Annotated in this window: 16 protein-coding genes; 4 read left to right on the forward strand and 12 right to left on the reverse strand. The window is 74.0% G+C overall.

The features are described from left to right. Positions 1-29: 29 nt before the first annotated feature. Genes glyA through AB0O53_RS07955 form a run of 4 tightly spaced genes read left to right on the forward strand, consistent with a single transcriptional unit; the run spans position 30 to position 3791 of the window. The gene (gene glyA, locus AB0O53_RS07940) at positions 30-1430 is read left to right on the forward strand and encodes a serine hydroxymethyltransferase (RefSeq protein ID WP_350991175.1); all 1401 of its coding nucleotides are present in this window, start codon (positions 30-32) and stop codon (positions 1428-1430) included. Beyond that, complete coding sequence (locus tag AB0O53_RS07945; protein ID WP_350991173.1) at positions 1427-2116, forward strand: DUF2461 domain-containing protein; 690 nt, start codon at positions 1427-1429, stop codon at positions 2114-2116. The genes glyA and AB0O53_RS07945 overlap by 4 nt, the downstream gene beginning before the upstream one ends. Beyond that, complete coding sequence (locus tag AB0O53_RS07950) at positions 2113-3183, forward strand: threonine aldolase family protein (protein ID WP_365193879.1); 1071 nt, start codon at positions 2113-2115, stop codon at positions 3181-3183. Before AB0O53_RS07945 ends, AB0O53_RS07950 begins: the two co-directional genes overlap by 4 nt. 26 nt (positions 3184-3209) lie before the next feature. After that, positions 3210-3791, forward strand: coding sequence for a GNAT family N-acetyltransferase (locus AB0O53_RS07955; protein ID WP_350991169.1), 582 nt, complete (start codon positions 3210-3212; stop codon positions 3789-3791). 75 nt (positions 3792-3866) lie between these two features. Here the strand turns inward: AB0O53_RS07955 and AB0O53_RS07960 are convergent, their stop codons facing one another. The 12 genes from AB0O53_RS07960 to AB0O53_RS08015 all read right to left on the reverse strand — a co-directional run bounded on the left by AB0O53_RS07960 (position 3867) and on the right by AB0O53_RS08015 (position 24539). Next, on the reverse strand, positions 3867-5012 hold the full coding sequence (locus AB0O53_RS07960; RefSeq protein WP_350991167.1) for an acyl-CoA dehydrogenase family protein: 1146 nt from the start codon (positions 5010-5012) through the stop codon (positions 3867-3869). Then, positions 5009-6199: an acyl-CoA dehydrogenase family protein gene (locus AB0O53_RS07965; RefSeq protein ID WP_350991165.1), complete on the reverse strand. Its 1191-nt coding sequence runs from the start codon at positions 6197-6199 to the stop codon at positions 5009-5011. Before AB0O53_RS07965 ends, AB0O53_RS07960 begins: the two co-directional genes overlap by 4 nt. Before the next feature lie 79 nt (positions 6200-6278). Further along, the gene (locus AB0O53_RS07970) at positions 6279-7685 is read right to left on the reverse strand and encodes a condensation domain-containing protein (RefSeq protein WP_350991163.1); all 1407 of its coding nucleotides are present in this window, start codon (positions 7683-7685) and stop codon (positions 6279-6281) included. Then, a complete protein-coding gene (locus AB0O53_RS07975) occupies positions 7685-11041 on the reverse strand; it encodes a non-ribosomal peptide synthetase (RefSeq protein WP_350991161.1) in 3357 nt (1118 codons plus the stop codon). The genes AB0O53_RS07970 and AB0O53_RS07975 overlap by 1 nt, the downstream gene beginning before the upstream one ends. Further along, a complete protein-coding gene (locus AB0O53_RS07980; protein WP_365193884.1) occupies positions 11034-15125 on the reverse strand; it encodes a non-ribosomal peptide synthetase in 4092 nt (1363 codons plus the stop codon). Before AB0O53_RS07980 ends, AB0O53_RS07975 begins: the two co-directional genes overlap by 8 nt. Positions 15126-15308: 183 nt before the next feature. Next, complete coding sequence (locus AB0O53_RS07985; protein ID WP_350991157.1) at positions 15309-16586, reverse strand: MFS transporter; 1278 nt, start codon at positions 16584-16586, stop codon at positions 15309-15311. 119 nt (positions 16587-16705) lie between these two features. Beyond that, entirely contained in the window at positions 16706-17737 is a 1032-nt protein-coding gene (locus AB0O53_RS07990; RefSeq protein ID WP_365193887.1) for a winged helix DNA-binding domain-containing protein, read from the reverse strand. A gap of 12 nt (positions 17738-17749) precedes the next feature. Continuing rightward, complete coding sequence (locus AB0O53_RS07995) at positions 17750-18394, reverse strand: 4'-phosphopantetheinyl transferase family protein (protein ID WP_365193890.1); 645 nt, start codon at positions 18392-18394, stop codon at positions 17750-17752. Then, complete coding sequence (locus AB0O53_RS08000; RefSeq protein ID WP_365193892.1) at positions 18394-22332, reverse strand: non-ribosomal peptide synthetase; 3939 nt, start codon at positions 22330-22332, stop codon at positions 18394-18396. Before AB0O53_RS08000 ends, AB0O53_RS07995 begins: the two co-directional genes overlap by 1 nt. Positions 22333-22347: 15 nt before the next feature. After that, positions 22348-23562, reverse strand: coding sequence for a cytochrome P450 (locus tag AB0O53_RS08005; protein WP_350991149.1), 1215 nt, complete (start codon positions 23560-23562; stop codon positions 22348-22350). Between the two features lies 1 nt (position 23563). Continuing rightward, positions 23564-23743, reverse strand: a complete 180-nt coding sequence (locus AB0O53_RS08010) for an MbtH family protein (protein WP_030657510.1) — start codon at positions 23741-23743, stop codon at positions 23564-23566. A gap of 40 nt (positions 23744-23783) precedes the next feature. Beyond that, complete coding sequence (locus tag AB0O53_RS08015) at positions 23784-24539, reverse strand: thioesterase II family protein (protein WP_365193896.1); 756 nt, start codon at positions 24537-24539, stop codon at positions 23784-23786. Between the last annotated feature and the right edge of the window lie 3 nt (positions 24540-24542).

The raw sequence follows: 24542 nt of genomic DNA on the forward strand, positions 1-24542 counted from the left end.
ATCACGGACGATTCCGAGAGGGGACAGTCATGAGCCTCACCCTGCCCGCGCCCGTCACCGATCCGCTGGACGAGGACGGGCTCCGGGGCGGCGCGCCGCAGGCGCCCGCGCCCGACCTGGTCGATTTCGCCGCGCACGCCAACACCCGCCTGAGAGAGCGCGATTCCGTCCTGTACGACCTGCTGGCCCGGGAGTCGGCGCGCCAGCGCGACACCCTGATGATGGTCGCGGCGTCCAGCGTCGCGGACCCGTCCGTGCTCGCCTGCGAGGGCAGCGCGCTCGGGAACCTGACCGCCGAGGGCTTCCCCGGCAACCGCTACCACGCGGGCTGCGGCGTCGCCGACGAGATCGAGCGCCTCGCGATCGAGCGGGCGTGCGCGGCTTTCGGGGCGCAGGACGCGATCGTGCAGCCGCACTCGGGGTCGTCCGCGAACCTCGCGGTGATCACCGCGCTGCTGAGCCCGGGCGACAGCCTGCTGGGGCTCGACCTGGACTGCGGCGGCCACCTCACCCACGGCTCCCCCGCCTCGGTGACCGGCCGGTACTACCGCGCCCACGGCTACCGGGTGACACCGGAGGGACTCCTCGACTACGACCAGATCCGCGAACTGGCCCTGGAGCACCGGCCGAAGCTGATCGTGTGCGGGGCGAGCGCGTACCCCCGCAGCATCGACTTCGCCCGCTTCCGGGAGATCGCGGACGAGGCCAACGCCTACCTCCTGGCCGACATCTCGCACATCGCGGGCCTGGTCGCGGCCGGCCTCCACCAGAGCCCCGTCGACCACGCCCACGTGACCACCACCAGCACCTACAAGCAGCTCTACGGTCCGCGCGGCGGGCTGATCCTGCTGGGCCGCGAGGCCCGCAGGGCCGGTCCGGAGCGCGGCACCCTGGCCGCGACCCTGCGCCGCGCCGTGTTCCCCTTCACCCAGGGCACGCCCGACCTGGCGTCCGTGGCGGCCAAGGCGCGCGCCCTGGACTTCGTGGCGAGCCCGGACTTCGCGGAGGTCGCCAAGCGGCTGGCCGACGGCGCGCAGGCGATCGCCGAGCGGCTCCTGGACCGGGGCTTCCGGCTGGTCACGGGCGGTACGGACACCCACATGGTGCTGCTCGACCTGCGCGGCAGCGGCGTCACCGGGGACGTGGCCGAGGAGGCCCTGGAGTCCTGCGGGATCGTCGTCAACCGCAACCGGGTCCCCGGGGACACCACACCCGTGCGGGTGACGGGGGGCCTGCGGCTGGGCACCAACACGCTGGCCGCGCGCGGGATGGACCGGACGGTGGCCGCCGAGTGCGCCGACCTGGTCGCGGACGTCCTGACGGCGCTCGCCGCGCCCGGCGGCGTCCTGCCGGACGCGCTGCGCGACCGGGTCCGCACCCGGGTGTCCGAGCTGTGCGCCGCCCACCCCCTGCCGGGGTACCTGCCGTGACCTTCAGCGGCTTCCCGCCCTCGGCACTGCGCCTGTACGAGGACCTCGCGGCCGACAACAGCAAGGAGGCGTGGCGGCTGCGCCACCGCGAGCGGTACGAGCGTGACGTACGTGCGCCGATGGACGAGCTGGCCGCTGAACTGGGCACGTTCTTCGAGGAGTGGGCCGGGCCGGGCGGAGTGCAGGTGCTCGGCCCGGTCCGGGACACCCGGATGTCCCACGACAAGTCCCCGTACAAGACCTACCAGGGCGCCTATCTGGACGTGCTGCCCTGCCTGGGCCTGTGGGTGCACCTGGACCGGGACGGGCTGTACGCCTCCGGCCGCTGGTACCCCTACGCCGGCGCCGAGGTCGCCCGTTTCCGTGCCGCCGTCGAGGAGGAGGACGGCGGTGCGGAGCTGGCGGAGATCACCGGCCGACTGGCGGAGCAGGGCTTCGTCCTCGGCGGGGACCGGCTGAAGTCCCGGCCGCGGGGGGTGCCCGCGGACCACCCGCGGCTGGACCTGCTGCGCCACCGCAAGATCGACGCGGGGCGCCGCTACGGTCCGGCCGCGGGTCTGCACACGGCGCGCGCCGGGGAACTCGTACGGGAGACCTGGCTGCTGGTACGGCCGCTGCTGGACTGGATGGCGGCGCGCGAACTGACCCCGAAGCCCCGCGAACGAGGAGTTGACGACCCGTCATGACCATGGGCACTTCCGGCATCGCCGATCTGCGCAGCGACACGGTGACCCGGCCGGGTCCCGGAATGCGGGCCGCGATGGCCGGCGCGGAGGTCGGCGACGACCTCTTCGGGGAGGATCCGACCGTCCGCGCCCTGGAGGAGCGCCTCGCCGGGCTCTTCGGCTTCCCCTCGGCCCTGTTCACTCCTTCGGGGGTGATGGCCAACCAGATCGCGCTGCAGCTCCTCGTCGCTCCCGGCGAGGAGCTGGTGTGCGACGCCGAGGCGCACGTGCTGGCCCACGAGGAGGCCTCCCCCGCCCGCTACGGCGGGATCCAGACGCGTACGGTGGCGGCCGAGCGCGGGGTGGTCACCGCGGCCCTGCTGGCCGGCGCGGTCCGGCGGGGCAACGCCTACACCCTGGGCACGCGAGCGGTGGAGGTGGAGCAGACCCACACCCGGGCCGGCGGTACGGTCCACCCGCTGGACACGCTGCGGGCGGTGCGCGAGCTCACGTCCGGCGCGGGCGTGGCGGTCCACATGGACGGCGCCCGGATCTGGAACGCGATGGCCGCGACCGGAACCTCGGCGGCACAGTACGGGGAGACGGCCGATTCGCTGTCCGTGTGCCTGTCGAAGGGGCTGGGCGCGCCGGTCGGTTCGGTGCTCCTGCTGGGCTCCGAACATCTGCCCAGGGCGAGGAGGTTGCGGCACGGCCTGGGCGGCGGCATGCGGCAGTCGGGCATCCTGGCGGCGGCGGGGCTGTACGCACTGGACCACCACGTGGAGCGGATCGCCGAGGACCACGACCACGCCGGGCTGCTGGCGGCGGGGCTGCGGGACGCGGGTTTCACCGTGCGCCCGCCCGAGACCAACATCGTCCTCGTCGAGGTGCCGGGCGCCGACGAGGTCGTCGCACGGGCCGCGCAGGAAGGAGTGCTGGTGACCGCGCCGGACCCGGACACCGTCCGGCTGGTCACCCATCTGGACGTAGGACACAAGGCGTGTCGGCGCGCCCTCGAGGTGCTGACCGCCGTGATGACCGATGCCGTCGCGGGGGTGCGGAAGACCGCGCCCGCGGGACGCTCGTAAGAAGCGGAAGAGAGCGAAGTAGCAGCATGAGTTTAGAAGTCCGGCCCGCCACGGCGGATCTGTGGGACGACGTCCGCCAGGTGCTCCAGCCGAAGAAGAGCGCGCACACGTGCTGGTGCATGGCATGGCGGCTGACCACCGGCGACTACGGGCGGATGACCGCGGAGGAGCGGGGCGATCACCTGCGCACCCTCACGGAGAAGGCGGACCCGCCGCCCGGGGTCCTGGGGTTCCTGGACGGCGAGGTGGCCGGCTGGTGCAACGTGGCGCCGCGCCGCCAGCTCGACCGGCTCACCTCCTCCAAGACGATCACACCGGTGGACGACCTGCCCGTGTGGTCGGTGACCTGTTTCGTCGTGCGCAAGGAGTTCCGCGGCAAGGGGGTCGCCTCCGGCCTGCTGGAGGGGGCAGTCGAGCACGCGCGGGCCAACGGCGCGCCCGCCGTCGAGGGATATCCCGTCGATCCGGAGGGCGGCCGGGTGAACCCGACCCTCGCCTACGTCGGGACGATGGACATGTTCGAGCGGGCCGGCTTCCGCCGGATCCAGCGCACCGAGGCGAAGAGCGACAAGCGGCACCGCTGGATCGTGCGCCGCGATCTGGTCTGACGGCCGGCAAGGCGGTACAGGGGTAAAGGGGAAGGGGCTCCCGCGGTGCGGGGGCCCCTTCCTCGTGCCGGCCGGTCAGGGGGTGTGGGCCGCGGTGTCCCACAGGTGGGCGGGGCGTCCGCAGCGCAGGGCCTCCCAGGCCGCGCGCCGGTAGCAGCCGGCCACGAGGCCGTCCCGTACGAGACCGGAGGCGCCGTGCAGGTGCACCGCGTCACGTGTCACGTCCAGGGTGGTCTCGGCGGTGAGGGCGATGAGCCCGGCGGCCTCCCCGGGGGTGAGCCGGCCCTCGTCGAGGTCGCGGGCCGCGTCCCCGACGGCCCAGCGCACGGCGTCGAGCCGGGCCAGGAGCCCGGCCACCCGCAGCCGGGGTCCCTGGTGCTTGACCAGGGCCTGGCCGAACTGCTGCCGTCCGCGGATCCGGGAGACGACCGCGGTCAGGGCCGCCGCGGTGATGCCGGCCAGCAGGGACGCCTGGTGGACGGCGGCGCGCAGGCCGACGCGGGCGAGGGCCTGTTCGGCGGCGAGCCCTCGCAGCAGGACCGACCCGGCCGGGATGCGTGCCTCGTCGAAGACGGCTCCGGCGACCGCTCCCCCGCCGTGGTCGCGCAGCGGGCGTACGGTCACACCCGCCGCGGGCAGGTCCACGAGGGCGACGCAGGGGCCGTCGGGGCCGCTCGCCAGGACCAGCAGGGCGTCCGGCCCGACTCCGGCGGCGAACGGGCCGCCGGTGCCGGTGAGGACGACGCCGGCGCCGTCGCCGTCCGGTTTCCAGGCGATGCCGGGCGGTACGGCGCCGCGCGGGTCGGGCAGCCGGCCCGGGACGGCGAGCTGCAGCTCGCCGGCGCGCACCCGGTCCAGCAGGTCGTCGGTGCCCTCGGGGGCGAGCGGGCCGAGGGCGGCGAGGAGGTCGAGCGAGAGCAGGGTGTCGGCGAGGGGGACGGGCTGCATCCCGTTGCCGGCCTCCTCGCAGACCATGGCGAGCACGGCCTGGCCGAGGTCGAGGCCCTCCTTCTCGATGGGCAGGGCGAACTCCCAGGCCCCGACCTGCGTCAGCGCCTCCCAGGCACCCGCGGGGGTGTCCCCGTCGACCTCCAGGCCCTGCCGCACGGTGAGCCGGAGCTGCCGGAAGAGGGAGTCCTCGTCCTCCCGCTCCCGCCACCGCTCGGGCGCCCCGCCGGCCGCCCCTTGCGTACCGCTCCCGTTGACCGCCTGGGTCGTCACGGCCGTACCTCCGCCCCTGAGTCGAGACGCAGCCGGGCCAGCGTCTCCAGCATCATTTCGGCGGTGCCGCCGGATATCCGCATCCCCGGGGCTTCACGCATCGCCGAATCGAGTGGGTGTGCCACCCCGTCGACCTCCGGGTCGTCGAGGGTCATGCTCGTGTCGCCGTCGAGTTCGGCGGCCCACCAGGCCACCTCCGCGGCGAGTTCGGTGGTGTACCACTTCGCGGCGGCGGCCTCGTCCTCGTTGAGCTCGCCCCGGTCGAGGCGGGTGAGGACGCGGCGGACGAGGGTGCCGGCGGCGAGGAGCCGGGCGTTGAGCTTGGCCAGGCCGATCTGGTCGTGCTGGCCGGCCTCCAGCCGGTCGGTGTGGGCCTCCAGCCGTTCGACGGCGGCCCGGTACCAGCGCAGCGCCTTGACGTAGTAGTCGAGGCCGGTGCGTTCGAAGGCGAGGGTCTTGACGACGATCGCCCAGCCCTGGCCGATGGTGCCGACGACGTCGTCGGCGGTGACGGACGCGCCGTCGAGGGAGACCTCGTGGAAGGCGTCGTCGCCGATGCCGGGGATCTGCCGGATGGTGACGCCGGGCTGGGCCAGCGGCACGAGGAAGAGGCTGAAGGCGTCGTCCTCGCCGCGGGCCAGGCACAGGCCGTAGTCGGCGAAGCGGGCGAAGAGGGAGTGGACCTTGGTGCCGTAGAGCTTGTAGCCGCCCTTGCCGTCGGAGACGGCGCGGGTGGAGAGGATGTTGAGGTCGGAGCCGGCCTGCGGTTCGCTGAAGAGGACGCAGCCGAAGGCCGTGCCGGCGGCGAAGCCGGGCAGGTGCCGCGCCTTCATCTGCGGGCTGGCGACGTTGAGCAGGGTGGAGCCGACGATCTGCACGGTGAGGGTGTGGAGCAGGTCGGGGACGTCGTGCATGGCGAGTTCCTCGACCAGCACGGCCGCCGCGACCTGGCTGACGCCGCGGCCCCCGTACTCCTCGGGCCACTGGGGTGCGAGCAGGCCCCGCTCGCCCAGGGCCCGGTGGAGGGGCCGGGGGTCCCGGGTGCGCCGGGCCTCGGCGACGGGGGCGGACACCAGGATGTCGTGGATGTCCTCGCGCAGGGCCCGCATGGGGGTGCGGGGCACGTCGGCCCCGCTCCGTACGAGCCCGCAGTCCGCGGGCGCGCGGTAGAACTCGGTGGTGAGCACGGGCAACTCCCTTGGCGGGTCTGGGTGGTTCCGGTTGGGGATCGAGCAGGGGCCGGGGCCGTGGTGACCCCGGCCCCGCTCAGTGCCGGGTGGTGGTGAGCGGGGAGGCGGGCGCGGCCACGGCCCGGTCCAGCACCTCCTCGATGCCGGTGAGCAGGCCCCGCACGTCCTCGGGCGTGGCCGCGTGCCGGTTGTACTCGGCGGTGCCGCCGATCTCGCCGTCCCGCTCGACCAGGCCGACGCAGGCCAGGGCCGCGGCCGGGTCGGGGCTGTAGAGCTCCAGGTGGCGGGCGGGCGGCCCGGGGAGCTGGCCGACCTCGATGCCGGGCAGGTCCAGCGGTACGGCCGGGTAGTTGTGGAGGGCGAACAGGACGTTGTACGGCGGGGGCGTGCCGTCGCCGAACAGCACGTCCACGGGCAGGCGCTGGTGGGCCAGGGCCTCGGCCACCGCGGTGCGGGTGCGGTGCAGGAGCTCGCGGAAGGTGGGCCCGCCCGCGAGGTCGAGCCGGATCGGCACGACGGTGGTGTACTGCCCGACCGCGCCCTCCAGCGGTGCGGCGAACCGGCCGGCGGCCGGGGTGCCGATCACCACGGAGCTGCGGCCGTCCCGGCGGGCCAGGACGACGGCGAGCGCGGCGAGCAGGGTCATGAACGGGGTGGCCCCCTCGGCAGCGCCCAGTTCCAGCCCTGCGTCGACGGGGCCGCGGGCCAGCCGTACGGGCAGGTGTCCGCGCTCGAAGCCGCCGGGGGCCCGCGGTGCGGGCGGGTCGGCCGCGAACACGGCCCGGCGGCGGGCGAGTTCGGCGGTGCCGTCCGGCCCGGCGAGCCAGCGGTGCTGCCAGTCGGCGTAGTCGGGGAACTGGAGTTCGGGCGGGGTGGGGCCCTCGGGGCCCTCGCGGTAGCCGGCGGCGAGGTCCGCGAGGAAGACCCCGGAGGACCAGCCGTCGAAGACCGCGAGGTGGGAGGCGAGGATCAGGACGTGCTCGTCGGGGCCGGTCCGCAGCAGCCGGAACGCGCTGGTGCGGCCGCTCTCCAGGTCCAGGACGGTGGAGGCGCTCTCGGTGAGCTGCAGGGCGGTCCGCTCGGCCGCGGCCTGCGCCGTGAAGCCCGACAGGTCGGCCCGGGTGAGCCGCAGAACCGGTTCCTCGTCGACGTGCAGCCGGGGCTGGTCCGCGGTGGACCGGACCAGCCGGGTGCGCAGGGCCTCGTGGCGGCGCAGCACCCCGGTGAGGGCCCCGGTCAGCCGCTGCGGGTCGAGGGGGCCGGTCAGCCGGAGGGCGTGCGAGCCGGTGGCGACGGCCGGGTGGGTGCGTTCCCGGCGCCACAGCCGGGTCTGCAGGGCGGTCGGGGGGACCGGCCCCGCGCCGGAGCGCGGGGCCGGGTGTGCGGGTACGGGCCGGCGGGCGGCCAGCATCAGGCGGGCGAGCTCGCGCTTGGCCTCGGGGAGCGCGGCGAGCGCTCCCTCCAGCCCGGCCGGTCCGGCCATCAGGGCCCCTCCGGCTGCTGGAGGGAGCCGAGGAGGGCGGCGGCCTCTTCGTCGCTCATGTTCTCGATCTGTTCGAATACCGCGAGCAGCCGGTCCTGTTCGCCGGCGGCCTCGGCCTTGGCGGCGCGGACGAGTTCGGCGAGGCCCGCGACGGTCGGGCGGCCGAAGAAGTCGGCGAGGGCGATGTCGATGCCGAAGAGGGCCCTGACCCGGGAGACCACGATGGTCGCCTGGAGGGAGCTGCCGCCCAGGGCGAAGAAGTCGCCCTCCACGTCCGGGTTCTGCCATTCCAGGAGCGGGGTGAGGATGTCGCGGCAGATCTGCTCCTCGACGGCGTCGCGCGGCGGGGTCCCGCCCTGCGCCGACTGCTCGGTGGGCAGGGGCAGGGCGGCGGTGTCGACCTTGCCGTGCGGGGTCAGCGGCAGCTCGTCCAGGACGACGACGACCGGGACCATGTAGCCGGGGAGCCGGCCGGCCGCGTAGGCGCGCAGGCCTTCGGCGTCGGCGACCTCCGAGGCGTAGGAGCCGACCTGCTCGACGGTGACGTAGGCGGCCAGCATGCGCTCGCCGCCCGCGGCGGGCTGGGCCACCACGACGGCCTGCTGCACGGAGGGGTGGCCGGTCAGGACGGCCTCGACCTCGCCGGGCTCGATCCGGTGGCCGCGGACCTTGAGCTGGCGGTCGGTGCGGCCGAGGAAGTCGAGGTTGCCGCCGGGCAGCCAGCGCACGAGGTCGCCGGTGCGGTAGAGGCGTGCGGTCTCGGGGCCGTCGGAGTAGGGGTTGTCCGCGAAGCGTTCGGCGGTGAGGTCGGGGCGGCCCAGGTAGCCGCGGGCCACGCCGGGGCCGGCCACGCACAGTTCGCCGGGGACGCCGGGCGGGACCGGGCGCAGCCGCTCGTCGAGCACGAAGGCCTGGTGGCCCGGCATGGGGCGGCCGATGGGCGGGTTGCGGTCGTAGCTGCCGGTGCAGTCCATCAGGGTCACCGCGACGGTGGCCTCGGTCGGGCCGTAGCCGTTGACGAACCGGCGCTCCCCCGCGGTCCATTCGGCGACCAGCCGGCCGGGGAAGGCCTCGCCGCCGACGGAGACCAGGCGCAGGTCGGGCAGGGCCGCCTGGTCGAGCAGCGGCAGCAGCGCGGGCGGGAGTTCGGCGACGGTCACCGCGTCCTCGCGCATCCGGGCCTGGAGCAGTGCGGGGTCGCGGCGTTCGTCGTCGGTGGCGATGACGAGGGAGCCGCCGGCGAGCAGGGTGGTGAAGATCTCGAAGACGGAGACGTCGAAGGTGAGGGGGGCGAACTGCAGGACCCGGTCCTCGGCCTTGATCTCGTAGGACTTGGCGATGGCGCGGGAGAAGTGGGTGACCGAGCGGTGCTCGATCATGACCCCCTTGGGGGTTCCGCTGCTGCCGGAGGTGTAGAGGACGTAGGCCAGGTCGGCGGGGGTGGAGCTGAGGGCGAGGGAGGGGACCTCGCGGACCGGGGCCGCGGTCCCGGTGTTCACGAGCTCCAGCGGTACGGGCAGCTGCGCGCTCTCGTCGACGAGGGCGTGGCGGACCTTGGCGTCGGCCAGGACGGTGCGGGTCCGCTCGGCCGGGGCGGCCGGGTCGACGGGGAGGTAGTGGGCGCCCGCCTTGAGGACGCCGAGGACTCCGGCCACGGCGGCCGGGCCGCGGGCCACGCACACGGCGACCGGGTCGCCGTGCCCGACACCGCGGTCGCGCAGCCGGTGGGCGATGGCCTCGGACCAGCGGTCGAGGGCCGCGTAGTCCAGGCGGGTCGCGCCGTGGCGGACGGCGACGGCGTCGGGGTGGATGGTGGCACGCTCGCGGAAGGCGCGGTCGAGGGTGGTGGTCCAGGCGGTCTCGTCGACCGGGCCGCCGCGGGAGAGCTCGCGGGCGTGCCGGGAGGCGGCCGGCTCCTCGACCAGGCTGATGTCGCCGACCTGGAGGTCGGGGTTCTCCGCGACCTGCTCCAGGACCTGCTTGAAGGCGGCGAGGAGGGCGCTGGCGGTGCCGTGCCGGTAGAGGGAGGTGTTGTATTCGAGGGAGAGTTCCAGGCCGTCGTTCTCGCCGACGAGGAAGCTCATGTCGAACTTGGCGGCGCCGTCGTGCAGTTGGTCCATGGTGAACTCGACGTCCGCGGCCTGCGCCCGGTGGGTGCCCCAGCGGCCGAGCGAGGTGAACTCGATCTGGAAGAGCGGGTGGCGCAGCGGGTCGCGGACCGGCCGGACGGCCTCCACGACCTGCTCGAAGGGCAGTTCGCTGCTGGTGAAGGAGTCCATCACGGAGGCGGCCGTGCGGGCGACGAGCTCGCGGAAGGTGAGCCCGTCGGTGACCTCGGTCCGCAGGGTGATCATCTGGACGAAGCAGCCGATGACCTGTTCCAGGTCGGGGTGCGGGCGGGAGGCGCTGGCCGTGCCGACGACGACGTCCTCGGTCCGGGTCCAGTGCCGCAGCAGTGCGTTGAAGGCGGCCAGCAGGGTGGTGAAGACGGTGGTGCTGCTGCCGTCGGCGAGTTCGGTGAGCCGGTCCAGCAGCTTCTGGTCGAGGGTCAGTTTCAGTCCGCGTCCGTCGCCCTTGGTCTCGGGACCGCGCGGGTGGTCGGGCAGGACTTCGGTGGCGACGGCGCCGGCGAGGATCTGGCGCCACTTGGCGGCGAGCGCCCGGCCGTGCTCGTCGTTCTCCAGCTTGGCCCGCTGCCAGGCGGCGAAGTCGGCGTACTCGACGGCGAGTCCGGGGGCCTCGGGGCGCCTGCCCGCGGCGGCCGCGGCGTAGCTGGCGGTCAGCTCCTCGGTGAAGATCCGGGTCGAGCCCGGGTCCCAGGCGATGTGGTGGACGACCCAGAGCAGGACGTGCCGGTCCTCGGCGAGGCGCACGAGGTGGGCGCGGACCGGCGGGGCGGCGGCCAGGTCGAAGGGGGCGGAGGCGGTGGCCGCGGTGAGTTCGGCGAGTTCGCGGTCGGCGTCCTCGCTGCCCGACAGGTCGGTGCTCTGGACGCCGAGCACGAAGGACGGGACGGGCTCCTGCCAGGGGACCCCGTCGATCTCGACGAGTTTGCTGTGGAGCACCTGGTGGCGGGCGACGACGGCGTTGAGGGCCTCGTGCAGGGCGGCCCGGTCCAGGGGACCGCCCAGGGCTATGGAGAGGGCTATGTTGTTGCGGGCCTTGCCGGCGCCGAGCTTGTCGACGAACCACATCTGCTCCTGCTGGAAGGAGGAGCGGGAGCGCGGCCCGTGGTCGGCGCGCTTGAGCTCGACGCGGCGGCCCACGCCGGCCGTCATCTGGTTGCGCATCCTGCCCAGGAGCCGGGAGCGCTGTCCCTGGGGCAGGCGGCCGAGCCGTTCGGCGAGATCAGACATGGTTTCCTCCGTTGCGGTGCAGGTCTGCGAGCAGGGCGGCGAGCCGGTCGGGCAGGTGCTTGGCGAAGTAGTGGCGGCCACCGGGGATCACGGCGAGCCGGACGTCGGCGGCGTAGCGGCCCCAGGCGCGGTAGCCGTCCTGGTAGCCCTCGGTGGCGTCGTCGGCGTCGCCGATGATGCAGGTGAGCGGGGTGGCCAGGGGCCGGTCGTAGCCGCCGGGGGTACGGGCGAAGAAGCGGGCGGCCTCGGTCATGTCGTGCCGCACCATCCGCAGGACCGCGGTGAGGTCGCGATCGTCGAGGACCCCGTCGAAACCGTCCATGGTGGTCAGGTAGGCGACGAGGTCGTCGTCGCCGGAGACCCGCTCCATCTCCAGGGCGTACTCCGGGTCCTCCTCGGGGAGGGCGGCGGCGAGGTCCAGGGCGATCGGGCGCTGTCCCATGCGTTCGAGGACGTGGGTGGTCTCCAGGGCGGTGACGACGCCGGCGCAGTGGCCGTAGACCGCGTACGGTCCCTGCACGCTGCGGGCGATCTCCGCGGCGGCGAGTTCCGCGAAGTCCGGGACCGGCAGCATCGGGCCGGGGCGCAGCGGGTCGTGCCCGGGCGGGGAGACGGCCAGGAGCTCGATGTGCGGCGGGAGCTGGGCGGCCAGCGGCTGGTAGGCGATGGCGTCGCCGCCGCCGTGCGGGAAGCAGACCAGGGTCAGCGCGGTGGTGCCGGCGGGGCGTTCGGGGGTCAGCCGGTGCAGCAGGCGGTGCGCCTGCGTCCCGCTGCCGCCGAGTTCGGCGCTGCGGGCGGCGAGACCGGCCGGGGTCGGGTTGCTGAAGAGGTCGACGACGCGCAGGGCGGCGGCTCCGCCGTCCGGCAGGGCGGCGGCGACGGCCCGTACGGCGCGCACGGCGGCGAAGGAGTCCCCGCCGAGTGCGAAGAAGTCGTCGCCGGGGGCCACTTCGGCCACGCCGAGGACCTCCGCCCAGACCGCGGCGATCCGCAGCGCGACGGGGTCGCCGGCACCGTCCGCCGGGGCGGCGGCGGGCCGGTCCGCGGCGGGGGCGGCGGGGCGCGGGTCGGGCAGGGCGCCCCGGTCCACCTTGCCGTTGGGGCTCAGCGGCAGCCGCTCCAGCAGGACCAGTTCGGCGGGGACGCAGTGCGGGGGCAGGACGGCGCCGAGCGCGGTCCGCAGGGCGGCGGTGTCGAGGTCGGCGCCGTCCTCGGGGACGACGTAGCCGACGAGGCGGTCGGAGCCGGCGGCGGAGCGGCGGGAGGCGACGACGGCCTCGCGGACGCCGGGGCGGTCGCGCAGGGCGCTCTCCACCTCGCCGGGCTCGATGCGGAGCCCGTTCAGCTTGATCCGGAAGTCGGTGCGGCCGAGGAGTTCGATGGTGCCGTCCGTGCCGTAGCGGGCCAGGTCGCCGGTGCGGTAGAGGCGTTCGGTGCGGCCGGGTGCCAGCTCGACGTGGACGAACTTCTCCTCGGTGAGCTCGGGCCGGTTCAGGTAGCCGCGGGCCAGGCCGACCCCGCCGAGGTGGAGTTCGCCGGGGACGCCCACGGGGACGATGCGGTCGTGCGGGTCGAGGACGTAGGTGAGCTGGTTGGCCATGGGGCGCCCGTACGGGAGCTTCGTCCACTGCGGGTCGACCCGGCCGACGCGGAACTCCACCGAGTGGATGGAGGCCTCGGTCGCCCCGCCGAGCGCCGCGAAGGACAGCTCCGGTGCGAAGGCGCGGATCCGGTCGGGCTGGGTGACGGGGATCCAGTCGCCGCCGAGGAACGCGGTGCGCAGCTTCGGCAGCAGGGGGCCGCCGGCGTGTTCGAGCTGGTCGACGAGGAGGCCGAGGAGGGCGGGGGCGGAGTTCCAGACGGTGACGCCGTGCCGCTCGACGAGGTCGGCCCAGTGCGCCGGGTCCTTGGCGGCGGCGGGGTCGGGCAGGACGAGGGTGCCGCCCGCCGCCAGGATGCCGAGGGTCTCGTAGACGCTCATGTCGAAGCTGGGCGAGGACAGGGCGAGGACGGAGTCCGCGGGGCCGATTCCGTAGGAGCGGTTGAGGTCGAGGAGGTTGTTGACGACGCCGCGGTGTTCCAGGGCGATGCCCTTGGGGGTGCCCGTGGAGCCCGAGGTGAAGATGACGTAGGCGAGGTCCCGGGAGGTGACGGGGACCTCGGGCCGGGTCGCGGGCAGCTCGGCCAGGGCGGCCCGGTCGCTGTCCAGGAGGACGCGTGCGGTGCCGTCGGGGACGGGCAGCCGGCCGATGAGTTCGGCGTCGGAGACGACGATGGGCGGCGCTGCGTCCTTCAGCAGCAGGGCGAGGCGTTCGGCGGGGTAGTCCGGGTCGAGGGGTACGTAGGCCCCGCCGGCCTTGAGGACGGCGAGGATCGCGGTGACCAGGCCGGGGCCGCGGCGCAGGCACAGGGCCACGGTCCGGCCGGGGCCCGCCCCCGACTCGACGAGCCGGTGGGCGAGCCGGTTGGCGCGCTCCTCCAGCTCCCGGTAGGTGACGCTCCAGCCGCCGACCCCGCCGAGGACCACGGCGGGCGCGCCGGGCCGGCGGTCGGCGTGCTGCTCGAAGAGGTGGTGCAGGCAGGCGTCCTGGGGGAAGGGGGCGCGGGTGGCGTTCCAGTCGTCCAGGGCGGCGGTCCGCTCGGCGTCGGTGAGCAGCGGCAGGGCGGACAGCGGGGCGTCCGGGCGGTCGACGGCGCCTTCGAGGGTGGTGAGGAAGTGGCCGAGCAGCCGGTCCACGGTCGGGGCGTCGAACAGGTCGGTGGGGTACTCCACGAGGGCGCGGACGGCGGTGCCGGTGTCGTGGACGCTGATCATGAGGTCGTACTTGGTGGCGTGCGAGGAGAAGTCGATGGGCTCGGTGGCGAGGCCGGCGAGGCCGGGGGCGGTGTCCGGGGTCTCGTCGAGCAGGAACATCACGGAGGTCAGCGGCGGCCGGCTCGGGTCGCGGGGCAGTCCGAGCGCGTCGACGATCAGGTCGAAGGGCAGCTCCTGGTGCGCGTACGCCTGGAGGGTGGTCTGGCGGGTGGCGCGGACCAGTTCGGCGAAGCCGGGGTCCCCGCCGGTTCTGATGCGCAGCGGCAGGGTGTTGACGAAGAAGCCGATGAGCTCGCTGAAGGCGGGGTGGTCGCGGCCGGAGACGGAGGTGCCGACGACGATGTCCTCCTGGCCGGTCCAGCGGCGCAGGGTGGCGGCGAAGCCGGCCAGCATCGTCATGTAGAGGGTGGCGCCCTCGGACTTGCCGAACTCCCTGAGCCGGGCGATGAGCCGGGGCGGGAGGTCGATGTAGCGGGAGGCTCCGGCGTGCCCGAAGACGGGTGGCCGGGGCCGGTCGGTGGGCAGGTCCACGGGGGCGGCCCCGCCGAGTTCCTCCTGCCAGAAGGAGGTGAGCTTCTCCAGCCGGTCCCCGCTGACGCGGCGGCGCTGCCAGGTGGCGAAGTCGGCGTACTGGAGGGCGAGGGGGGCGTTCGCGTCGGCGGGGGTGCCGGTGCGGGCCGCGTAGGCGCGCTCCAGTTCGGTGTAGAGGATCCGCATCGACCAGCCGTCGGTGACGATGTGGTGGAGGTTGAGCACGAGGACGTGGTCCTCGGCGCCGAGGCGGCCGAGCCGGGCCCGCAGCGGGACGGCGCCGGCCAGGTCGAAGGGGGCGCCGGCATCCGCGTCGTAGAACGGCCGGACGGATGCCTCGTCGGGCAGTTCGGTCAGCGGCAGGGGCAGCCGGAAGCCGTCCACCACGCGGGGCAGGGCCTCGGTGGCGCCCTCCTGGTAGGTGTAGACGGTGCGCAGGACCTCGTGGCGGTCGACGATGTCCTGGAGCGCCGCGTGCAGGGCGGGGACGTCGAGCGGGCCGCGGATCCGGGTGGCCACCGGCACGTTGTAGGCGGGGCTGCCGGGCTGGAGCTGGTCGATGAACCAGAGCCGGCGCTGGGCGAAGGAGAGCACCGGCGGGTCGGCGGGGTCGCGGGGTGCCGGCTCAGGGTCCTCCCGTACGGCGGCGCGCCCGCCGTTGCGGCCCGTCAGGGCCTGGAACAGTGCCCTGCGGGACTTCGGCAGTGCGGCTATGCGTTCGGCGAGGGACTCGCTCACCTTGAGCCTCCGTGCGTCTTCGGGAGAGGGAGTACGGCAGGGAGCGCCGCGGGAGCGCGGCGCGGGCGTACGGGTGCGAGGTGCGGGTGCGTTGTGCGGGTGGGCCCGTGCGGGCCCGGGTGCGGGTTTCGGGAGCGGGTGCCGCTGGGCGGGCACCCGCTCCCGTGGGGCCGGGCAGGATCGTCAGGCGGTGATCCTGGTCTCGTCCGCGGCCGGAGATCCCTCCTCGGCGGTGTCGTCGCCGCCGGGCATTTCCTTGATCTTGGCGACCGGTCCGCCGAGCAGGGTCAGGCCGCCGATGATGGTGACGGCACCGGCCACCGCGAGGCCGCCGGTCAGGCCGATCGCCTCGCCGAGCGCACCGCCGGCGAAGTAGCCGAGGGACAGGGCGCCGTACACCGCGGAGAGCGCGGTGCCGCTGACGCGGCCCATCTGCTCGTTCGGGGTGACACCCTGCACCAGGCTGAGGACGTGGATGTCGAACATCGGGGAGACGAAGCCGATGATGGCCTGGACCACGATCAGTCCGACGAAGCCGCCGACCGCGCCGCCCGTCGGGACGAGGATGTAGCCGGCGCCGAGCACGACCGCGGTGATCACGAGCAGGCGGCCCACCGAGAGGCTCTTGGAGACGACCTCGGAGAGCACCGCACCGACGATGACGAAGACCGACATGACGGCGAAGGCGATGCCGACCTGGCCGGGGCTGAGGTTGAGCTCCTTGTACGCGTAGACGATCAGGATGGCGTCGCCCATCGCGGCACCGAGGTTGACCACGACGTTGGCGGTGAACAGGCCGCGCAGGACCGGGTTGCCGAAGAGGGTCTTCATGCCCTCCTTCATCTCCGCCTTGGCGGAGGCCTTCCGCTCCTCGGTCCGCTCGCGCACGTCCCGGTGGCGGATGACCAGCAGGGCGATGAGCGAGATGAGGAAGGTGAACGCGTCGGCGGTGATGGCGCGTGCGGCGCCGAGCAGCTGGATGAGTGCGCCACCGGCGCCGGCGCCGACCGCCTCGGCGACGCTGCGGCTGATCTGCAGCTTGGTATTGCCCTCGATGAGGTTCTCGGTGCCGATGAGCTGGGGCAGCCAGGACTGGTACGAGACCTCGAAGAAGGTGGTGAGGCAGCCAGTGATGCCGGCGACGATGAAGATGTGCGTCATGGTGACGGAGTCGAGCGCGAACGCCAGCGGGATCGTGGCCAGGGCCAGGAAGCGGCCCAGGTCGGCGACGATCATGACGGTGCGCCTCGAGACCCGGTCGGCCACCAGCCCCGCGAACGGGGCGAGCAGCAGGAAGGGGAGGAAGCGCAGCGCGCCGAGCACGCCGACCTCCAAGGCTCCGCCGTCCAGCACCACGACCGCGAGGGTCGGTAGCGCCAGGAGGGAGATCTTGTCGCCGAAGTTGCTGACGGTCTGCCCGAACCACAGGCGATTGAAATCGGAATGCCGACCGAGTGCCATGTCGACGCCCTTTTCTGATTGGGTACGGAATTGTCGGACGGCACTGACGCTATGGACCCCGAGTTAGACCGCGGTTATGAATTCCGGGACTATAGAACGCTTGTAGACATGCGATGAGTTCAGCTGGAGAAGCGTGCGATGTCGGCGCTCTCGCGGGCGATTCCCGCGGCCACGGCGGGGCTCGGCGGCTCTGCTCCGGGGAACGGTTCGACCGCGACGGGAGTTCCCCGGCGGCCGCCCGACCAGGTGCCGACGGCCAGCCCGTCGACGACCACGGTGGCGCGGATCTGCCCGCCGCCCGGCCACACCCGCCGTTCGTGCTCGGCGGGCACCGACAGGTCCCGGCTGCGGTAGCCGACGAGGTAGTTGTCGTAGGCCGGCAGCAGCCGTACGTCAGGTTCGCCGGCGGCGGCCGGGGCTTCGGGAGCGGTGTCGCGGACGGCGGCCCAGGCGTTCTTCCCCACGGTGGTCTTCAGCCCCGACCAGTGGACGAAGTCCAGTGCGTCGGAGGGCCCGTGGGCCGCGCGGTAGCGCCGCGCGAGCTCCCGTACGGCCGCTTCGCCGGTGTACGGCAGGGGTCCGGTGGCGGGCAGCCAGTCGTCGAGGAGGACGAAGGTGGCGTCGCCGTCGCGCTGCGGTCCGTGGCAGATCCGGCCGGCCAGGGCCGCGCGGCGGATGAGGTGGAAGGCGGACTGCCCCTTCGGCTCGACGCCGAGGGTGGTGAGGCGGTCGGTGAGCTGGGCGCGGGTCAGCGGGCCCTCCGCGGCGATCGCGTCGGCGATGAGCCGCTCCGAGCGCGTGCACAGGGCCTCGTCCAGGCCGAGTTCGCGCAGCCGCCGGGCGGCGAGCGCGAGGTAGACGGGGCCGAAGAGGTCCAGCAGCCAGCGGGCGTCCTCGGCGGGCACCAGTTGGAGGGTGCCGCGCATGAACCAGCCGCGGACGGCGGTGCGTTCGGTGTCGGTGGCCCGGCGGACCGCCTCCTGCGTCAGTCCGCGGGCCCGTACCCGCAGCCCGAGCTCCGCGGCGGGCAGGTCCTGGGCCTGGACGGCCAGCACCCGGTTCAGAACGGCGGCGACGGAGTCCTCCCGGACCCCGCCCCCGATCGCCTGTGCGCGCGCCCTGAGCAGCCGTTCGGTCGTACGTCGTTCCACGTGTCCAGTCTTTCAGCCGAGCAGCCGCAGCCGCATTTCCTCACGGGCCGCCACGCATCCGACGGCCTCCGTTCCGCCCCAGTCCAGCAGCCGCCAGCCGTGCCAGCGCGGCGGCTCCTGCCCGTACACGGGAACGTCGAGGCGGGCCGGCTCGTCGAGCGTGCCCGCCCCGACCTTGACCAGGGACTCCTTTCGTACCCACTGGCGCAGGAAGGCGCGCCGCGGGTGGGTGTCCAACCGCAGGGCGGCCAGTTCCTTCCCGGTGCAGACGGCCTCGGCCGTCCGCCAGTCCACCTCCGTCCCGTCGACGGCCTCCACGTCGACGCCGACGGGGCCGTCGGCCGCGGCGGCCGCGACCCAGCCCCGGGCGTGCGCCAGGCTGACACCGGTGCCGGGCGCCTCGACGAGCCGGGGCCTGCCGTGCGGCCGCTCGCACGAACCGCAGCTCTGAACGACGGTGAGGCCCTGCGCCGGGCGGCCCAGGAGCCGCCCGGCGCAGAGCCGGACCAGTGCGTGCGCGGCCAGGAAGTCCTCCCGGTCGGCGGCCGACCGGAGGGCGCCGGCGCGGTCCAGTTCGGTACGGGTCAGCAGCTCCCGTACGTCACCTGCCGCGGCCAGCACCGCTCCGGTCGGCCCGGCCAGTGCGAGACCGGCCATCAGCGCCTGCGGCGCAGCACCGCGTAGTAGCCGGGCAGCCGCAGCGCGTCGGAGTCCGACCGGGGGTCGATGGCGTGCAGTTCTATCGCCTCGTCCTCGACGATCTCCCAGCCGTCCGCGCCGAACGCCTCGGCCAGTTCGGGCCGGGTGAAGCGGTGGGAGTGGCGGACGCCGGCCGCCTCCAGCGGGCCGACCAGGTCCTCCGCGCGGCCACGCTTGCCGCCCACGAAGCCCAGGTAGCCGAAGGAGTTGCTGGAGTAGTCGGGCTCGTGGACGATCAGCGTGCCCTCGTCGCCGAGCAGCCGGTCGGCGACGGCGGCGAGCCGGGCCCGGGCCTCGGTGTCCAGGACGTGGAAGACACCGCGGACGAAGATGTTGTAGGGCCCCTCCCCCAGGACCGCGGCCTGCTCGGCGTCGGTCATGTCGATGGCGAGGTAGTCGACGTTCGCCACGCCCTCGGCCTCGCGCTTGGCGTGGTCGATGGCGCTGACGGAGACGTCGACGCCGACGACCTTCGGGTAGTGCGGGGCGAGTTCGCGGCTGTAGCGGCCGTTGCCGCAGCCGAGGTCGATGAGCGGCAGGTCGGCGGCGAAGTGGCGCTGCGCCTGGTCGAGGAGCCACTGGAACTCCTCGCCGCTGTCGGCGTCCCAGATGACGTCGCCGCCGCGGCCGGTCCGCCGGATGCCGGCCCAGTAGCGCTCCCAGGCGTCGCCCGTGTCGCGCTCCTCGGCCTTGCCCGCCTCGGCGCCCTCCTCGCCGGGCGGCGGGGAGTACCGCTCCCAGACGCCGTCCTCGCCGAGGGCCTCCAGCAGGGCGGTGAACTCCTCGAACATGGAGTCGATGAGGCCGTCCGGGTAGACGGCGGGCAGGAAGTCCCAGTTGAAGGTGAGTCCTTCGGGCTTCTCGAAGACCTGGAAGTCGAGGGAGACCTGGGGGGTCTGGGAGATGCCGTAGACCGGGGCGCCCAGCTCGGTCTCCTCGTACTGCGGCGGGTGGCCGGCCAGGCTGGTCATCACCACGGGCATGGCCGGGGCGAGGGAGCCGCGCAGCTTGGTCAGCTCGCGCAGGACCTGCACCCCGCTGAAGTAGCGGTGCTCCAGGTCGGCCCAGAGGCGGCGCTGGACGGCCTGTGCGCGTCCGGCGAAGGTGGAGTCCTGCTGTTCGACGGCGAGCAGCAGGGTGGTCGTGGTGTCCGCGAGCAGGGCGTTGACCTGCGGGTGCAGCGGGAGCCGGTTGAAGAGCGGGAAGTTGATGGTGAAGCGGGCCTGTCCGGAGGCCTTGCCCAGGATCTCGGCGTAGGCGGCGGCCAGCACGCCGGAGGGGGTCACCTCGCGGGCGTGCGCCCGCTCCTGGATCCGGGCCCACAGCTCGGGGGCGACGACGTGGCTGCGGCGCTCGAAGCGGACCGGCAGCTCGGGGGCGTCGGCCGGGCGGGCGGGCAGCTCGGGGGCGGGCGGGAGGGTGGCGAGGCGGTCGCGCCAGTACCACTCGGAGCGGCGGTAGATCTCGCTGTCGCGCAGGGAGTTGCCGACGGCGAGCACGTAGTCGCGGAAGGTCAGCTCCAGTGGGGCGAGTTCGGCGTCCGGTTCGACGTAGTAGGTGACCAGGTCGGGGATGAGGACCTGGAAGTAGCTCCAGGCGTCGGCGACGAGGAAGTCCAGCGAGAGGTGGATCCGGGCCCGGCCGCCGCCGAGCAGGCTGATCCGCACGTCGAACAGCGGCCAGGCGTCGGCGTCGAGCACCTGGTGGGACAGCCGCTCGCGCAGGTCGGCCAGTTCGGCCGTACGGGCCTCCTCGTCGAGGCCGCCGAAGTCGGTGACGGGGATCTCGTACGCCGGGATCTCCTCGAAGACCTGCTGGGTGCCGTCGGGCAGGACCCGGGTGCGCAGGGCGTCGTGGCGTTCGACGAGGCGGCGCCAGGCGTCCTCGAAGCGGGGTACGTCGAGCTTCTCGCTCTCCCACTCGAAGTAGCCGTGGCAGCCGACGTTGCCGAGCTCGACGAGTCCGCCGCGGCCGATCCACAGCGCCTGCTGGCTCTCGGTCAGCGGGAAGGGCTCGAAGCGGGCGGCCCGGTCCGGGACGATCGCGGGGAGGCCGCCGAAGGAGCCGCGGCCGCCGGCGCGTTCGGTGGTGACCAGGGTGGCGAGCTCGGCGACGGTGGGGCAGGTGGACAGGTCGGAGAGGCTCAGCTCGACGCCGTAGCGGCGGCGGATCTCGTCGATGAGCTGGAAGGCGAGCAGCGAGTGTCCGCCCAGCTCGAAGAAGTTGTCGTGGATGCCGACGCCGTCGGTGCGGAAGGCGTCGGCCCACAGCCGGCTCAGGGCGTCCTCGACCTCGTTGCGCGGCGCCTCGTAGCCGGCGCCGACGCCGTCGCGGCCCTCGGGGGGCTCGGGCAGGCTGCGGCGGTCGACCTTGCCGTTGGGCAGCCGCGGGAGGGCGGGCAGCACGACGACGGCGGCGGGGACCATGTAGTAGGGCAGGGTCCGGGCGACCTCGGCGCGCACGGCGGCCGGGTCGGGTGCGGCCGCGCCGGCCGGGGAGACGTAGGCGATGAGCCGCTTGTCGCCGGGGCCGCGCTCCTGGGTGACGACGACGGCCTCGGCGATGTCGTCGAGGCGTGCGATGTGGGTCTCGACCTCGCCGAGCTCGACGCGGAAGCCGCGGATCTTGACCTGGGAGTCGGAGCGGCCGAGGAGCTCGACGGCGCCGTCCTCGCGCCGGCGGGCCAGGTCGCCGGTGTCGTAGAGCACCGGGTGCGGGTCGCCCTCGACGAAGTTGGGGAGGAACTTGGCGGCGGTGAGCTCGGGGCGGCCGTGGTAGCCGGCGGCGACCCCGGCACCGGAGACGTGCAGCCGGCCGACCTCGCCCTCGGGGACCGGGCGGCCCTCCTCGTCCAGGAGGTGGACGCGGAGGTTGGCGATGGGCACGCCGACCGGGACCTGCCGGGTGGCGCGGACCTCCTCGGGGGTGGCCTGGCTGGTGAAGTCGGTGCCGGCGCCGAGGTCGAGGCAGGACAGGACGTTGGTGGTCTCGGTGGTGCCGTACGTCATCACCACGCGGAAGGGGGTGTCGACGGGCGGCCAGCTGTGCACGCGCTCGGCCGTGGTCACCAGGATCCGCAGGGCCGTGTCCGCGGGCCACTGCAGGCCCCATACGGGCTCGGCCAGCGCGGCGACCAGCATGGTGTGGGTGATGCCCTCGCCGGCCAGCCAGTCGCGGATCTGCTCGGGGGTCTGGGCCTGGCCCGCTTCGGGGATGTGGATCGCGGCGCCGGCGGGGAGGAAGGCGAGCCACTCCATGATCTGGACGGCGAAGCCCGGGGTGGACATCCAGGAGGCGCGGTCGCCGGGCCGGACCGCGTAGGCGCGGGTGGTCCAGTGGACGAGGTTGGTGAGCGCGCCGTGCCGCTCCAGCACCGCCTTGGGGGTGCCGGTGGAGCCGGAGGTGTAGATGAGGTGGCTGACGGTGTCGGGCCCGGTCACCGACGCGGGCGCGGTGTCCGGGTGGCCCTGGCCGGCGGTGGCGACATCGGCCCGCTCGACGTCCTCGGGTATCCGGCGGGCGAGTTCGGCCGGGGTGAGCACGAGCAGCGGTTCGGCGTCGGCGATCATCGCGGCGAGCCGGTCGTCGGGGTTGACCGGGTCGAGGGCGACGATCGCGGCGCCCGTCTTGAGGATCGCCAGGGAGCCGAGGACGTACTCGGCGCTGCGCGGGTGGCAGAGGCCGATCCGGGTGCCGGGACCGGCGCCGCGGGCGATCAGCGCGTGCGCCAGGCGGTTGGTGGCGGCTTCCAGTTCGGCGTAGGTCCAGGTGCGGTCGCCCTGCGCGAGGGCCGTGGCCGTGGGGGTGCGGGCGGCCTGTCCGGCGAGGAGTTCCGGGTACCCGGTCGTCGGGAACGCGGCGTCCGAACGGTTGAAGTCGACGAGTGCGGTGGTCACAGTACGGGCCCTTTCTTACTTCGCGAAGGCTCGGCTGCGCAGCAGCCGCACGGGGAGACTGTTGATCCCCCAGGTGAAGTTGGACGAGTTGAAGGTGGCGGGACCGGTCAGTTCGAACCCGTCCAGTACGGCGAGCATCTCGGTGAGCAGGGCGCCGAGTTCGAAGCGGGCGAGGCGGGCGCCGAGGCAGAGGTGGCGGCCGTGCCCGAAGGCGACGTGCCGGTTGGGGCGGCGGTCGACCCGGAAGGAGTGCGGATCGGCGAAGACGTCCTCGTCCCGGTTGGCCGAGACGTTCCACAGCGTCACCCGGGCGCCCGCGGCGACGGGGATGCCGTTGATCTCGGTGTCTCGGGCGGCGGTGCGCAGGGCGTGCACCCCGGGCGTGGTCCAGCGCAGGATCTCCTCGACCGCCGGCGCGATGCCGTCGGGTCCGAGGCCGCGCAGCAGCCGCCACTGGTCGGGGTGCTCGGCGAACATGTGGACCGCGCCGGCCGCCGAGTAGCGGGTGGTCTCGTTGGCGCCGGACAGGACGCCGTTGAGGTTGAAGACGATCTCGTGGTCGCTGAGGGGGCGTTCGCTGCCGTCGCCCTCGTCCACGAGGGTGTCGTGGGCGATCTGGCTGACCAGGTCGTCGCCGGGGCGGGCCCGGCGCTCGGCGAGCAGCTCGATGAAGTAGAGGAAGATCTCCGAGTGGGCGCTGCTGCGCACCGCCTCGTCCGGGGAGTCGAAGGCGTCGGTGGTCAGGGCTCCGATCCAGGCCCAGTCGGCGCGCGGAATGCCGAGGATGGCGCAGACCACCCGGTTGGGCAGTTGCTTGGCGAGGTCGATGAAGTCCAGTTCGTCGCGTTCGGCGGCCTCGGTGACCAGGTCGGCGACGACCTGCTCGACGAGGGCTTCCAGGCGCGGCATCTGCTGGGGGCCGAAGGCCTGTCCGAGGGCCCGCTTGAGGCGGGTGTGGTGCGGGACGTCGGAGACGATGAGCATGCGCTGGGCGACCGCGGCGACGGCGGCGGGGTCGCTGCCCAGCCGCATCCCGCGGGCGGACAGGAAGGTGTCGCTGTCGGCGTAGACCTTCATGATGTCGCGGTGCCGGCTGAGCGCCCAGAAGCCGCCGTCCGCGCTGCCGGCCTCGGGGTGCCAGTGGACCGGCGAGTTGGCGCGCAGCCAGGTGAAGGTCGGCCAGAAGTCGTTGCGGCCGAAGGGGCCCGGGTCGAGCAGGTCGATCTCCATCTCAGGCTCCTCGCAGGCTGAGCGGGCGGATGTCGGGCCAGTGGGCGTCGACGAAGGCGGCGCATTCGTCCTCGGTGCCGTCGAAGCCGGCCGGCGTCCAGCCGTCGGGCGTCTCGCGCGTGGCGGGGTACAGCGCGTACTGCCCCTCGTGATTCACGAGGACCTGGTGGGTGGTGGGCACGGTGTCCTCCGGGCTCGGGCCGATGGGTGCGGGCGGGCTGTCAGGCGGTCGGGGCGAGGGTGGCTCCCTCGCCCCGCAGCAGGGCGCTGAGGTGCTCCAGTACGGGCTGCGGGCGGCGCAGTACGGCGTGGTGTCCGCCGGTGGTGGTGTGCCGGGTGAAACCGGCGGTGGTGACCGCCGCCCAGCCGTCCAGGTCGGCCGCGCTGACGGTCTCGTCGCCGTCGGCGCCCCAGGCGTGCACGGGTACGGAGAGGCGGGTTCCCGGCTGGTGGACGTAGCTCAGGGACAGTTGGGCGTCCTTGCGGAGCATCCCGACCATCAGGGCCCGGGTGTCCTCGTCGAGCAGGCGGGGATCGAGGTCGGCCGTGTCGAAGAGCTTGTCCAGCTCCTCCCCGTCGTCGACGATGCCGCGGCCGGCTCCGGTCCAGTGGCCGGGGGCCCGGCAGCCGCTGACCACGAGGGCGCGCGGGGTGACCCGGCGGGAGACCTCGTAGCCGAGGAGGCCGCCGAAGCTGTGGCCGAAGACGATCAGCGGCCGGCTGCCGACGGTGGACGCCAGTTCGACCGCGATGGCGTCGACGGCCTCGTCGAAGGTGTCCGGCATGGGCTCGCGCCAGCGGTTCTCCCGGCCCGGCAGCTGTACGCCGTACACCTGCGCGATGCCGTCCAGCGCGGGCTGCCAGGCGCGGAACTGCTGGCAGCCGGCCCCGGCCGGGGGCAGGCAGAGCAGCACCGGCAGGGCCGGGTCGGCGGGGGCGGCCGGGTCGGCCGTCCAGGTGGAGATCCAGGTACCCATGGC

It is taken from the genome of Streptomyces erythrochromogenes, assembly GCF_040684695.1.
Taxonomy (GTDB): Bacteria; Actinomycetota; Actinomycetes; order Streptomycetales; family Streptomycetaceae; genus Streptomyces; species Streptomyces erythrochromogenes_C.